9 protein-coding genes are annotated in these 13,143 nt (G+C 71.9%); 1 reads left to right on the top strand and 8 read right to left on the bottom strand.

The window, feature by feature from the left end; genetic code table 11:
* Nucleotides 1-119: 119 nt before the first annotated feature.
* From ACZ3YO_RS34360 to ACZ3YO_RS34345, 4 genes are all read right to left on the bottom strand, one after another.
* The gene (locus ACZ3YO_RS34360; protein ID WP_465577378.1) at nt 120-2,930 is read right to left on the bottom strand and encodes an NACHT domain-containing protein; all 2,811 of its coding nucleotides are present in this window, start codon (nt 2,928-2,930) and stop codon (nt 120-122) included.
* A gap of 41 nt (nt 2,931-2,971) precedes the next feature.
* On the bottom strand, nt 2,972-3,388 hold the full coding sequence (locus ACZ3YO_RS34355; RefSeq protein WP_396325209.1) for a hypothetical protein: 417 nt from the start codon (nt 3,386-3,388) through the stop codon (nt 2,972-2,974).
* A gap of 210 nt (nt 3,389-3,598) precedes the next feature.
* Complete coding sequence (locus ACZ3YO_RS34350) at nt 3,599-4,810, bottom strand: MFS transporter (RefSeq protein WP_465577374.1); 1,212 nt, start codon at nt 4,808-4,810, stop codon at nt 3,599-3,601.
* A gap of 88 nt (nt 4,811-4,898) precedes the next feature.
* Nucleotides 4,899-5,156: an acyl carrier protein gene (locus ACZ3YO_RS34345; RefSeq protein WP_465577372.1), complete on the bottom strand. Its 258-nt coding sequence runs from the start codon at nt 5,154-5,156 to the stop codon at nt 4,899-4,901.
* A 368-nt stretch (nt 5,157-5,524) separates the two neighbouring features.
* Between ACZ3YO_RS34345 and ACZ3YO_RS34340 the strand changes: the two genes are divergently transcribed.
* Nucleotides 5,525-7,723, top strand: a complete 2,199-nt coding sequence (locus ACZ3YO_RS34340) for a lantibiotic dehydratase (RefSeq protein WP_465577369.1) — start codon at nt 5,525-5,527, stop codon at nt 7,721-7,723.
* Here the strand turns inward: ACZ3YO_RS34340 and ACZ3YO_RS34335 are convergent.
* From ACZ3YO_RS34335 to ACZ3YO_RS34320, 4 genes are all read right to left on the bottom strand, one after another.
* The gene (locus ACZ3YO_RS34335; RefSeq protein ID WP_465577366.1) at nt 7,678-9,522 is read right to left on the bottom strand and encodes an AfsR/SARP family transcriptional regulator; all 1,845 of its coding nucleotides are present in this window, start codon (nt 9,520-9,522) and stop codon (nt 7,678-7,680) included. The genes ACZ3YO_RS34340 and ACZ3YO_RS34335 overlap by 46 nt on opposite strands.
* A complete protein-coding gene (locus ACZ3YO_RS34330; RefSeq protein ID WP_465577516.1) occupies nt 9,519-10,808 on the bottom strand; it encodes a condensation domain-containing protein in 1,290 nt (429 codons plus the stop codon). Before ACZ3YO_RS34330 ends, ACZ3YO_RS34335 begins: the two co-directional genes overlap by 4 nt.
* A 2-nt stretch (nt 10,809-10,810) precedes the next feature.
* A complete protein-coding gene (locus ACZ3YO_RS34325; protein WP_465577363.1) occupies nt 10,811-11,881 on the bottom strand; it encodes a phosphotransferase enzyme family protein in 1,071 nt (356 codons plus the stop codon).
* Between the two features lie 70 nt (nt 11,882-11,951).
* Nucleotides 11,952-13,118, bottom strand: coding sequence for a glycosyltransferase (locus tag ACZ3YO_RS34320; RefSeq protein ID WP_465577360.1), 1,167 nt, complete (start codon nt 13,116-13,118; stop codon nt 11,952-11,954).
* Nucleotides 13,119-13,143: the final 25 nt, after the last annotated feature.

The raw sequence follows: 13,143 nt of genomic DNA, 5'->3' as shown, positions 1-13,143 counted from the left end.
ACGACGTACGACGCGCCGTCGTAGTTCCAGCTCAGGCACCGGCCGGCGGGGTTCTCGCGGGTTCGGCGCCCTGCGGGCGCTCCGCGCGTTCCGCGGACCGGAGGACGACGACCTCACGTTCAGCCCGCGGCTGGGGTGCCGGGCGGGCCGAGCCGTTCGAGGGCGAGGTACACCAGTCGCTCGGCGGCCCCGGCGCTGCGCTGCACCTCGTCGTCCGTTGTGAAGGCGTCCGTGGGCTCCGGGATGAGCTCGAGGGTGAGGATCAGGTTGTCGACTCGTACAACGACTGTCACCGCGGCGTTGCGCTGCGCCACCGTCGTGATGGCCTCGTTGCCCAGTCCGACGACGCGGCGGGTCATTCGGGAGGCCTGGTAGTCCTGGTCCGTAGCGGCCGAGAAGTGCCACTCCGCGGCCTGCACCGCGCTTTTGCCACCACGGGGCTCATAGCCTTCCACCTGGAGAAACGCACTCTGCCAGCGGAGTTCTCGGTCTCGGTCCTGCAGCCACATGCACGGGCGGCCTGCCGGCGTCACGGAGTCGTCCGGGTGGAGACTGGCGCTCAGCACGTTCTGGAATTCGACGGGGCCCAGAAGCTCGCAAGCCGGCGGCACGGAGAATCGCGGCCCCGGCGCGCCTGGCAGCTCCGCCGTGACAGTGCACATGCCGACTCCGCCGAGAAAGGTCGTGCCGGTCAGCAGCGCCGCGGCGGCTTTCCTGGCGAGCCGCCGGATGCGCCCTGCCGCGGCGGAAGGCACGCGGTGGAACGGCACGTGTGCGGCCTGGGCGGCGAGCCGCTGCTGAAGCGTGAGGTGGCGGAACCGGTAGACCATGCCGGCCTGGCGCAGGATGCCACGCCGGTGCGCGTCGTCCAGAAGCCCCGGCACATCCCAGGGGAGACGGCCTGTGAGCCACGGCCAGACCCTGGAGGCCACGGCGGCGCTCCACGCCGACAGTGACGCCCCGAGAACCATGAGAGCGAGAGCTGAAGCGCCGACGGCGACGGCCCAGTCGCCAGCACCGACCGCGTCGCGTCCGCCGGAATCCCGCCACGTCAGCAGCATCGCTACGGGCAACGCGCAGACCCCGGCCGCCAGCAGCACCGGCGTGTTGAAGCGGGCGATGTTTGCCAGGCCCAGCGAGACCACGGTCACCCGGCGGTCAGACCGGAAAGCCTCGCGAGGGCTGCTCGCCGCCGCCTCCGGCCACCTGGGAAACAGGTTCGCGAGGGTGAGGCCGACGACGGGCAGGGACCACGGAACGGCCAGCGCCGGAACCCCCATCGCCGCGCCGGCCAGCACCGGCAGGCCGCCGAACGGCAGAATGAAGGTCAACAGAAGTCGAACGAACGACTTCGGGCGGCTGAAGAAGCGGGGTGTGCACGGCAGTTCGGGAAACGAGACGACGAGGCCGAGGGTACCGGCCAGCCCGAGTACCGCGCACACGAGCCAGACCGGCAGAGCTGTCCCTTCGACAAGATCCACCTGAGCCGATCCGAACAGGTACCGGACGGCGCCAACCACCACGGCCGAGGCGATCAGCGCGCCGACCGCCCGGCCGACGACGCGCGACACCCACCCCAGCCGCCACCAGGCCAGGTCCTGTTCGCCCCGGGACTCCAGTCGGGCAGCGAGGTAGGAGAGATGCCGCAGTGCCTCCTCCGGGCGGTCGGCGTAGAGCGCGGGCAGGAGCTGGTCCAGCAGGTGATGCCCTATCGCGGTGCTGTCCGGGAACCGCCGGATGTCCAGCAGCTCGGCAGGGTCGCGTCCGGTGTTGCTGTACGCGGCGCGCGCGAGGGCGACTCCCAACGGAGTGGAGAGAGCCTCGCGCGCCGCCCGGGTTCGCGGACCGGGCTGCGGACCGGTGAGCCGGGCGAGCACCGCGTCCCAGGCCGAGGCTGTCGCCGTGCCGGCGCTGTGGCGGAGGTACCGGGCCACCTCGTCGAACGACAGGAGCTGCAGCCGGATTGCGGCCGTTCCCGGCAGCGCCGAACCCACTGCCCTGCTCGCCTCGTCGTATTCGGCGATCCGGCTGGTCATGACGAAGCGGTCCGATGGACGCAGCTCCTTGCGGAGCGCCTTCAGCGCGGCGGCACGGACGGTGGAGTCGATCTCGTCAAATCCATCGAGGACCAGCAACAGCCGCCCCGCAGTGAGGAGTTCCTCGCCGAGGCGCGACCCGCCGACGCTCCGTGCTGCCAGTGCCGGGTAGTCGGCGGCCAGGCGTCGCACCGCCCAAGCGGCGAAGCCTTCCGTGGTCGGATCCCACAAGGCGAGCCGGAGGATCACCGGGACCGGTGCGCCGGGCTGTCGCAGCGTCAGACACTCCAGGGCCAGGCGCAGAGCGAGGACGGACTTGCCGCTCCCAGCCGGGCCGAGCACGAGCAGGCGCCCGGAGGGCACACGGGAGTAGAGCGCGGCTACGTCGCGGGAGTCTCCCGCGAGGTCGAGCGGCTCGTCGGACTCACCTGCCCGGATGCTGGCCCAGTGATCGGAGAAGGCCTCCGCGGTGAGCCAACGCACCGCGAGGGGCTGCGGGTGGCCGAGCCGGCGGACGGCCTCCTCCCGCTCGCACTCGCGGCGCACCTCATGGGCCAGGTTCTCGGCAGCTGCGTCCATCTGCTCGGCGAGGCGCTGTCTGAGCTCCGGACTCGTGCTCAACCGGGCCCGGCGCAGCCGCTGCCACTCTCTGCGCAGCGGAAGGGACGCCGCCGCCGACGCGGCCATCCCCACGATCAGCCAGGTGACCCCGCCCCGGCTTCCCAGCACCTGGCCGACCGGCACGAAGGAGAGAACCAGTACGGCCAGCGGTACGGCCACAAGCAGGGCGGCGACGAGCGGGACGCTCTTCCCGGCCCTGATGTTGATGGTGCGGATGACAATGTCCCGATCCGCCTGGAAGACCTTCGCCCGGCCGTGCGCGGTCGCCTCCATCCGGGTCACCCGCGACGGGGGGACCTCATCCCCTGGCTCGGTCATTCACCCGTGATGTGCTGGTCCCGGCCCGCCATGAAGACTCGTGCGTGGTCGTGGGCTTCCGCCCGCATGACGACCTGGGCGGGCCCCTCCCGTCGCTCCTCGGGCAGCATCGGCAACAGGTGATCGTCGAGGAGGCGGCGCAGCTCGTCAGCGAATCCCGGCACGGTGCGCAGGAGCTGTTGGAGCTGCAGGCGCCACGGCGCGGCCAGTGCCTGCTCGGTATCGGCGTCCTCGGCCACCCGCGCGGCCAGCACCTGACGGCGAAGAACGTCCAGGTCGCTCCCCACGTCGTCGGCATGTTCCGGCCGGACTCTGCGCCACAGTGCCACGGTCGCCGAACGCGCCTGCTGCCACGCGTCGGTGGCCATGGCGCCCACCAACGCGGATCCGGCTGCCAGTGCCAGCGGATCCATCCGTCCTCCCCTGTTGACCGACCACGGTGCCGGCGGCCCCCACCTCACCCGTGCCGAGGCCCCGTGCCCGGAGCACCATCGTAGGACGCGTACCCGAACGCGCGCCCGGAAATGCCCGAAGCCGTGGGCGACTTCGGCCTATGACCTCCTCCTTCCGGTTAGCGGCAACGCCCCCCTCGGAGCGAGGCGTCCGCGACGGGACATCGCACCTCAAGCGGACGGTCGAGCTTCACCGCGGCATCCCTCGGCCGGCACGTCCGGGACGAGAACTCTGTCGGGCTTGCCGAGCGGGCCCGCCCAGAACGACAGGGTGCTCACCACGACGGCGAGCGCGATGCCCGCGTAGACGTCCGCGACCCGGTCGGTCCGCTGGATCAGCCAGGCGCCGCCCAGCGCGCCGATCGGCTGTCCGGCGCCGGCTATGACCATGGCGACGGACTGGACTCGTCCCAGGTACTCCTCGGGCACGATGCTCTGGCGGAGTGTGAGGGTGCGGATGGCGAACAGGACGGGTAACCCGGCGGCCGCCGCCCACAGGATGCAGGACGGCCAGAACGAGGAACTGCGGGACATGGCGAAGATGAGGCAGCCCCACGCGGTGGGCATGCCCAGGATGACGCTGCGGAAGGAGAGGCGCCGGGTGATCCGGCCCGCGGCGAAGGTCACGGCACCGATGCCGACGCCGTCCGCAGCGAACAGCAGACTGACCTGGGTGCCGTCGGCGGCGAGGTGCACATGGGCGAAGTAGACGATCTGCGACCAGATAGTCCCGCTCAGGATGTTGAAGAAGACCGACAGCATCGCGACGCTCCGAAGCGCAGGATGCCCCATGACAAGGCGTACACCGGCGCTGATGTCAGCCCGGACCGTCGCCCCGGTACGGCGGCGGCGTCCGTTGAAGGGAGTCCGGATCATCCTCAGTGCGAGCGTCGAGACGAAGAAGGAAGCCGAGTCGAACCCGAAGACCCAGGAGACCGGCATGCCGCCGCCGACGAGAGCGCCGGCGATGACCGGGCCGAACACGGAGGCCACCGCGTAGCACCCCTGGAGCCTGCCGTTCACCGCCGCAAGGTTGCTCCTCCCGGTGAGCGCCGGGACCGCGGTGCCGTCGACCGCTCGGGACACCAGGCCGAGCGACGTGTTCGCGAACGCGATGCCGTACAGCCAGACGGCGTTCAGGCCGTCGACGAGCCACAGGCCGGGGATCATGCCGATGACCACGCCTCGCGTCGCGTTCGACCAGGCGAGCGCGCGCAGCCGGTCCACCCGGTCGACCCACGCGCCCACCACCAGCCCGAACAACACGAAGGGGAGGAACGTCGACAGCGTCGTCAGGGCCAGGTTCCAGGCCGAGCCCGTGAGCTCGAACACCAGCAGTGGGAGGCCGAAGGCCGTGAACGACGAGCCGAGGCTGGAGACCACCTGACCGGTGAGGTACAGCCGAAGGTCCCGCCGACCGGTCGCGGCCGTGCGCCTGGGGTCGGCCTCTGGCGCGGTCGGAGGCCGACGGTCAGCGGGGCGCGGCCGCACGGGCGACGACGACGTCGGCGAGCTGTACGGGCGTGCTCGCGGCGAAGACCTCGCGGATCGTCACCTTCGCCTGGAACGCCTTCTGGAGCTTCGCGACGAGGACGCCGGCCAGCACCGAGTTCCCGCCGGACTCGAAGAAGTCCGAGTCCGGGCTGATCTCACCGTCGGCGTCGAGGATGCCGGCGAAGATGCCGATGATGTCCGCCACCACCGGCCCGTGTTCCGTCGTGGTCGCCATGAAGCCTCCGGTTGTTCCTGGGGCTGCTTCGGGAGCAGCGCTGATCGGGGTGCCTTGCGAGGTGGATGCTAGGAACGCGGCCTTTCCCCTCGCTTTCGCCCGCCGTCCGGCGAAAAGGTGTCGAAAGCGCCTCCGAAGATCCTGGGAGGGTACCCGCGGGTCCAGCTCGCCGAAGCCTGGCGAGTCCCGCAGACCGCTCATGGAGGGGCAGGGCGTTGAATCACGAGGAGGTTCCGATCTCTGCGGACGGGGACGCGTCGGACTCTGACGCACGGTCTTCCGACCACGGCGCGGCCGGTCTGATCGATCTCGGCCGTACCCGGTGGCGGATTCAGCCCGACTTCGTCCTGCGCGGCGCCGGGTTCCCGGTGGCCGATGCCCTGGCGTTGGGCGATCGGGAGCTGGCGGCAGCGGCGGACCGTGAGCCGGACCAGGGGGACCAGGAGAAGTTCGCCCCGGTCTTCGCCGCCGCGGCGGACCGCTCGGTCGCGACGATGCGTGAGCTCCTGGCCGGTCCGCTCTACGCCGAGGCGCTGACGTGGCAGAACCTTCAGGCGGCGAAGACGCTCAGGAAGCTCGTCACCGACGAGGACATGTCCGAAGGGAAGCGTCGGCGGCGGATGACAGCGCTGACGAGCTACATCCAGCGCTACACCACGAAGAACGACACCGTCGGGTTCTTCGGCCCGGTGGCCTGGGCGCGGATCGCACCGGGCGGCCCCACGTTCACGGTGGACGCCGGGCCCGCGCTGGTCCGCTCCCGGGCCGTGTTCTTCGAATGGTGGGTCATCGACACCCTGGCCGGGCTGTGGTCCCAGGACCCGGAGATCGTCCCCGGCCTGCGGCCGGTCGTCGCGGAACACTGGTCGGTCCGGGAGACCGGAGTGCGCGGCCCGCGCGGCCGGACCCCCGACCTGTCGGCCGAGGACCTGGACCTGCTGCTCCGCTGCGACGGATCGCGAACCGTCGCCCAGCTCGCGGAGACCTCGCCGGAGGGCGACGCACTCCGACGGCTCGGCGCCCTGGCGGAGCGCGGGATGGTCGTCATGAGCCTGGCCGGACCGTTCGAGGCGCATCCGGAGCACCGGCTGCGGGACCGGGTTCTGGAGCTGGCGGACGGACCGGCGCGGACCAGGATGTTGTCGGACCTGGACGAGCTGATCGCCGGCCGGGACCGGATCGCGGCCGGCGCCGGCGACGTGGACGCGTTGGAGCGCGCCATGGACGACTTGAACGGCGCGTTCGAACGGATCACGGGCGAGAGCGCGGTGCGGCGCAGCGGTGAAACCTACGCCGGGAGGACGCTGGTCTACGAGGACACCACCCGGGACTTCGACCTCGTCCTCGGAGCCGGCGTGCTCGATCGGATCGCCGAGCCGCTGGGCTTGGTCCTGGACAGCGCGGCCTGGCTGGTCGACCGCGTCGGGGCGCAGTACGAGGACTGGCTCTGCGTCCTCCACGAACGCCTTCGGGTGAAGTCGGGGGACGGCGAAGTCACCCTCGACCACCTGGTGGGCGCGGCCACCAGGGGCCTGGAGTTCGGGCACCGCAGCATGCCGCAGCTGGTGGCCGAACTGTCGGAGGAGCTGCGGGCGAAGTGGACCGGGATCCTGGCCGCCGAGCCCGGTGCCGGACGGCACCGGGTCCGGGCCCGCGACATCGCCGACCGGGTCCGCGCCGAGTTCCCCAGCGGGCCGGCGCGATGGTCTTCCGCCCAGAACCACTCGCCGGACCTCCTCATCGCCGCCGCAGACGCCGAGGCGATCGCGCGCGGGGACTACTTCGTGGTCCTCGGTGAGGTGCATCCGGCGATGAACACGCTGGAATCCCGCCCCCTGGTGAACACGCACCCCGACCCCGCCCGGCAGATGGCGTGTGCGGCGGCGCTCCACGCCGGCCGCCGGGTCGTGCCGGTGCCGTCGCGCTACTCGGCCAGCGTCACCTCGCGGACGTATCCGCCGGCGCTCCTGAGCGAGGACTACGCGTACTGGTCCATGCACGCGCGGACGACGGGCGTGCCCGGCCGGATCGTGCCCGCCGCCGACCTCGTGGTCAGGAGGGTCGGTGACCGGCTGACGGTGGCGGAGCGGAACGGCGAACTGCGGGGGGACCTCCTGGAGTTCGTCGGCGAGTACCTCTCGGGCGTCATCGTCAGCGCGTTCGGTCTCACCGCAGCCGGCTCCCACAGTCCCCGGATCACCGTGGACGAGCTGGTGGTCGCCCGGGAGTCCTGGTCCTTCAAGTGCGCCGGCCTCACCTGGCCGGCCGTCGCCGACGACGCGGCCCAGTTCCTGGCCGCCTGGCGCTGGCAGCGCGAGAACGGGCTCCCCCAGCAGGTGTTCTTCCTGGTCACGGGCGAGATCAAGCCGATGTTCCTCGACTTCGCCAGCCCGGCCTCGGTGCGCCTGGCCGCGAAGATGGTCCGCGGGTCGCTTGCCGCCGACCGGGACGGCTCGCTGCGGGTGAGCGAGATGCTCCCGACGCCCGACCAGTGCTGGCTCCCCGATGCGCAGGGGCGACGCTACACGTCGGAACTCCGCCTGGTCTGCTCCGCCATGAATCCCTGATGGACGGTCCGGTCCGTGTGCCCGTAGAGGTAGGCCCGGACCAGGTTGGGGACCCGGTAGTGGACCCGGCCGGGCGACCCGCCGGGGACCTCGTGCAGCAGATGCCCGTCCACCAGGCGCTCCACGATGTGCTGGGCCGTGGACCGGTGACTCTCGAGGGCCCCGGCCAGGCTCTCCGCGTCGGCCGGGCCCGCGCGTCCGGCCGTGAGGAGCACCGTCCTGAGCATCTCCGCGGGGAGTGCCCGGAACTCCGCCTCGATCCCGGAGAACGCGTCCCGGTCTCCGAGACGCAGCGTGCTCCACGCCGCCCTCGGATCCTGCATGCTGAGGAGCATCTCGGCCAGCTGCCGGCGCGGTCGGGCCGCGAGCCGTTCGGCGAGCATGCGGACCGCGAGCGCCTGGCCGTCGGCGAGGCGCACCAGGCGGCGCGCGGCCCCCGGCTCGGCGGCCACCCGGCCCCGCCCGATCACCGCGGTCAGCAGGCCGAGCGCGTCGTCATCGGACAGCGCGCCGACTTCGGCCCAGTGCGGTCCGGGAAGCCCCGGCAGCCGCGTCCGGGCGGTGATCACCACGCCGCATCGGCTGCCGCCCGGCACCAGGTGGCGGATCTGAGCCTCGGACGCGGCGTCGTCGAGGACGACGAGGACGTCGCGGGCGGCCAGCAGGCTGCGATACAGGTCGGCGCGCTCGTCGACGTCGCGGGGGACGGCGTCGCACGGGACCCCGAACGCCCGGATGAAGCGGCGCAGCGCGTCCGCCTGCGGCACGGGGTCCGGAGTGCTGCCCCGCAGATCGATGTAGAGCTGCCCGTCCCGGAAGCGCCGTTCCGCCAACCGGTGCGCCACGTGCACCGCGAGCGCACTCTTGCCGTTGCCCGCGGCGCCGTGCAGGGCGACGACCGGGGCCCGCCGGGCGAAGAGCGCCTCGACCTTCTCGACGAGGCCGCGACGTCCCGTGAAGTCGTCGAGGTCACGGGGCGTCTGGCGAGGGGGGACCGCCGGCGATCGGCTCACGATCCCCGACCGGACGGGCGAGGCGTCCGCATGCGCGGGAGCTGCGAGGTCCGCTTCCAGCGCCCGCAGTTCGGCCCCCGGCGGCAGCCCGAGCTGGTCACCGAGCAGTCGACAGCCGGCCCGGCACACCTCCAGCGCCTCGGCCCGCCGACCCGTACGGGACAGGGCCTCGGCGTAGCGGACGCGCAGCCGTTCCTGGAACGGATACCGCTCCACCTGCTCGGCGAGCCCGGCGAGGAGCTGCTCCGGTCTCCCCAGGCCCAACTCCAGTTCGCTGTACGACTCCCAGGCCGCCAGGAGCTCCTCCTCGAGGCGGCTGATGGTCCCGGTGAACGCGATGTTCTCCAGATCGGCGCCGAACGGGCCGCGCCACAGTGCGACGGCCTGCCGCATCAGCGCGACAGCCGCGGTCGGGTCACCCCGGTCGGCCGCGGCCGCGGCCCGGCCGGTCCGGTCCCGGAACAGCTCGAGGTCGACCTGTTCGGCTGACACGTCGAGGAGGTAGCCGGGGGGCGTGGTGTGCAGCAGGCCGACGCCCCCGAGCCGGCTCAGTGACTTGCGGATCGCGGAGATGCAGATCTGGACCTGGTTGCGGGCCGTCGGCGGCGCCGGGCCGGCCCAGGCCGCCTCGGCCAGCGTGTCGAGGCCGACCGTCCTGCCGCGGTTCAGCAGCAGAACCGTGAGGATCGCCCGCTGCCGGCGGGAGCGGACGGGCCACTGCCGCTCGCCGTGGGTGACCTGCACCGGCCCGAGGACCTCGAAGCGCAGACCGGTGCTCGCCGTCATGTCTCGAGCGCCTCCTGACGCGGTTCGGTGCGCGACTCCGTGAGCACTTCTGTGAGCGTGTGCGTGAACCGGCGCCCGAGTCCCGCGGGGAGGCTCCGGCCCCACTGCACCTCGATGTCCAGGCGGTCGGGGCGTTGGAAGAACCGGACTCCGAGGTCGTTCTTCGCCGACGGATACCGGGGGTAGATCGTGGTGGACATGGCCAAGCCGCCCGACTCCCGCTCCATCACCTCGGGCAGTCGCACATAACTGGCCATGACGCTGTTCAGCCGGGTGGCCCGGGCGTCCCTGCCGGGTGCGGTCCGGCCCGCCAGATCGGTGAAGGGGAAGGTGCGGCGGCGTAGATCGGCCCGCCACAGACCGGCGTTCCGTTTCGCCAGCTCTCCGGGGGGCGCGTCGCGCGAGTCCGCGCGCAGCGGGACCTCGTTGACGAAGTAGCCGAGCACGTCGCTCCAGTCGCCCTCGCGGGGCCGGACCGAAGTCGCCGCGCACACGTAGGTGGGATCCCCCGAGGCCACCGGCATCGCACGATGGACCGCGGCCATGAGGTACGCGAAGAGGCCCGTTCCGATCTCGTCGGCGCAGTGCCGGAGCCGAGCGGTCTGCGCCGCCGTCAGCGGGACCAGGCGTCGGCCGTCGTCGGCCGCTGATCCGCCGTCGCCGGATTCCCACGGGGCGGGACGGACGCCGAGCGGCACCCGCTGATGCCAGTGCTCGGCGTCCTCCTCGCGGGCGGCCCGTTCCGCGGACACCACCCGACGGACGAGGTCGAGATGCCGGGCCTCGTCCTGTCCGACGAGCGAGCCGGCGACCGCGTCGCCCATGCGGCGGACGAGCGCGAGATAGCCGACACCGTCGTAGACCAGGTGGTGGGTGATCGCGATCAGGGCGGTGCGGTCGCCGCCCAGCCGGACCGCGATCACCCGTGCCAACGCGCCCTCGTCGGACTCGAACGGCTCACCGGCCCGGCTCACCGCGTAGTCCGCGAGCGCCTCCGGGCTCAGGCCGGGCAGTTCGACCGTCTCCACCTCCGGGACCTCGCGGCTGATCCACTGGACCACCCCTCCGGTGTCCGGGTCTATGCCGAAGCGTGCTCGCAGCCCGGGGGTCAGCCGGATCAGCCGCCGACCCGCCGCCGCCAGGTCGGCATCCGTGACGGGCCCTCGGATGTGCATGACCGTGGGCGCGTTGTACGCACTGGCGGACGGCGCACGCTGCTCGGCGAAGAACATGGAGGTCTGTCCCGCAGTCGCCGGTGGGCGGACCGCGGTTGGGCCGGGATTCATGGTCACTGGGGATGTACTCCTTGCCGACGAATCGTTCCTGGATAGGGCCGGCCTTCCAGGTGTTCCGCCATCGACGCGAGGATTCCGGCGATCCGCTGCGGGCCCCATTCGGCGACCGCCGCGTTGACCGGCACCGCCGCCGTGACGAAGTTCAGAATGATCGTGTCGCGTAGCAGCAGGTGTGCCTCGAGAAGGTCGTCGAAGCCCTTCGGCAGCGGTCGGACCCGGGAGTAGCCGGCCAGGTACGCGTCGGCGAACGCCGCGTAGGCCTCCGGTTCGCCTCCCGCGGCCCGGTAGACGGAGGACAGCACCGTGGCGATGTCGAGGAGGAAGCGGCCGGTGCCGCAGTCGTCGAAGTCGATGACGCCCACACTGCCGTCGGGCAGGGCGATCATGTTCCCCCGGTGCAGGTCGGCGTGGATCCGGCCGCTGTCGCCCGGTTCGCCGGACTCGAGCAGCGGCGTGATCGACGCGGCGATGTCCCGCAACGTGGCCACGCCCTGGTCGCCGAGCTGTCGCCGGGCCGCCTCGGAGGTCAGGGCGTGACCGTCGAGGAGGATGGTCCGGACGTCCCACACCGGGCGGTCGAAGTCCGGAAGGGACACCTCCAGGGCGTTTTCGTGCAGGTGGGCGGTGACCGAGCCCATGCTCTCGGCCGTCCCCGGTCGCTGGTACGGGGGGTCGGCAGTCCCTGGCACCCAGTGGAACACCGCGAGGGAGGAGGCTTCGCCGTGTCCGGGGACCGCCACGGGCACCACGAAGCCTCCGTCGCCGGCTTTGACCGGCTCGGGGACGGCGACGGTGCCGGAGGCCGCCAGCGACTCCAGCCACCTCATCTCGCTCTGCTGCTGGCGGGCGGAGCGGCCGTCGCGAACGGACAGCCGGGCCATGAACGCCGCGTCGGATCCCCGCTCCGTGACCCGCCACACGGCGTTGTCCTCGTACTGTTGGGCTTCCATGGCCAACAACGCGCCGTCGAAGCCGTAGTGCTCGGACAAGGCGTCCCGCGCCAGGCTCTCGAGGCGGTCGAGCTGTGCATCGTGGCTCAGGTCGGAGAATCCGAGAGACGCCATGTGCTTCCTTTCCACAAAACCGTTCAGAGACCGGGTCCGATCGACTCGGCTCCGAGTCATCCGTGAGATGTCACCGGGCTGCCCGACCGGCCGCGGGAGGTGTGGGACGGACGCCGCCGGCTTCGGCGACGATGTCCAGGAAACCTTGCCGGTAGCGCTCCCACTCCTCGGTCAGAATCGTGCCATCGACATGGCGTCGGGCATCCGGCTCGGCCGACGTCTGCAGCACCGTCAGGAGCTCGGCCGCGAACGCGTCCACGTCGTCGACCGCCGTGAAGACGGCCGGCGACGCCCCGGCGCCGTCCCGATGGCCCGGGATGTCCGTCAGAACGAGGGGGAGGCCGTGCTGGCGCGCTTCCAGGACCGATATCGGCACCCCCTCGAAGCGGCTCATCGAGACGAACCCGACGGCGCCGGCCAGGATGCTGTCCACCAGGTCCCGCCGCCACACGGCGCCGAGCCAGACCACCCGGTCGGCGACGCCGAGCTGGTTCGCGAGCAGGTAGAGCGGGATGTTCTGGTCACCTTCGCCGATGACGACCAGACGGATCACCTCGTCCGTCCGGGCCGCCGCCTGGGCGAACGCGCGCAGCAGCGCGTCGTGCCCCTTGTGGGGGTACAGGCTCTGGATCGCGACGAAGTAGCGGTCCCGGGACCAGTCCCAGGACGGCGGCTCGGCCGGGGCGGAACGTGGCTCCACGGCGTTGGTCAGGGTTCGGACCTTCCCGGCGGCCACCCCGACGTCGTCGAGGAGGAACCGGGTCGAGCGGCCGCCGACCGCGACGATGTAGTCCTCGCCGCGGGAGAGCGCGCGGTCGAGCAGGTTCCTCCGGCGGGTGCGGTTGTGGGAGTAGTCGGAATGACAGAACCTGACCACCGTACGGGCGTTGCGCAGCGCGGGGCGGATCGACGGATACAGGCGGCCGTCCCCGAGCTGCATCAGGACCGTGGTGTCGCGGACCAGCCGTTCGAGGAACGCGAGACGGCGCAGCCGGGCACGGGGGGCGACGACCAGTCGTGCCTCGGAAAGGAGTTCGGCGACCAGGACGTTGCCGCGGCCGGGCTCGAGGACGCAGACCGTGACCCGGTACCCGGCCTCGATGAGGATGCGGACGTGGGAGAGCAGGACGCGTTCGAGCCCGCCGACCGTGAAGTGGCGCAGGAGGAGGACGACGGCGGGGGCCTGCTGTGCAGCGGGCGTGTCGGCGATCGGATCTGCTGATGTGTCAGGGGTCATGGAAGTCTCCGGGAAGGGGTCGCTG

It is taken from the genome of Kitasatospora sp. NPDC022785 (assembly GCF_055561295.1).
Note: the sequence above shows the minus strand (reverse complement) of the source record. Positions and strands in the feature narration are given on the sequence as shown.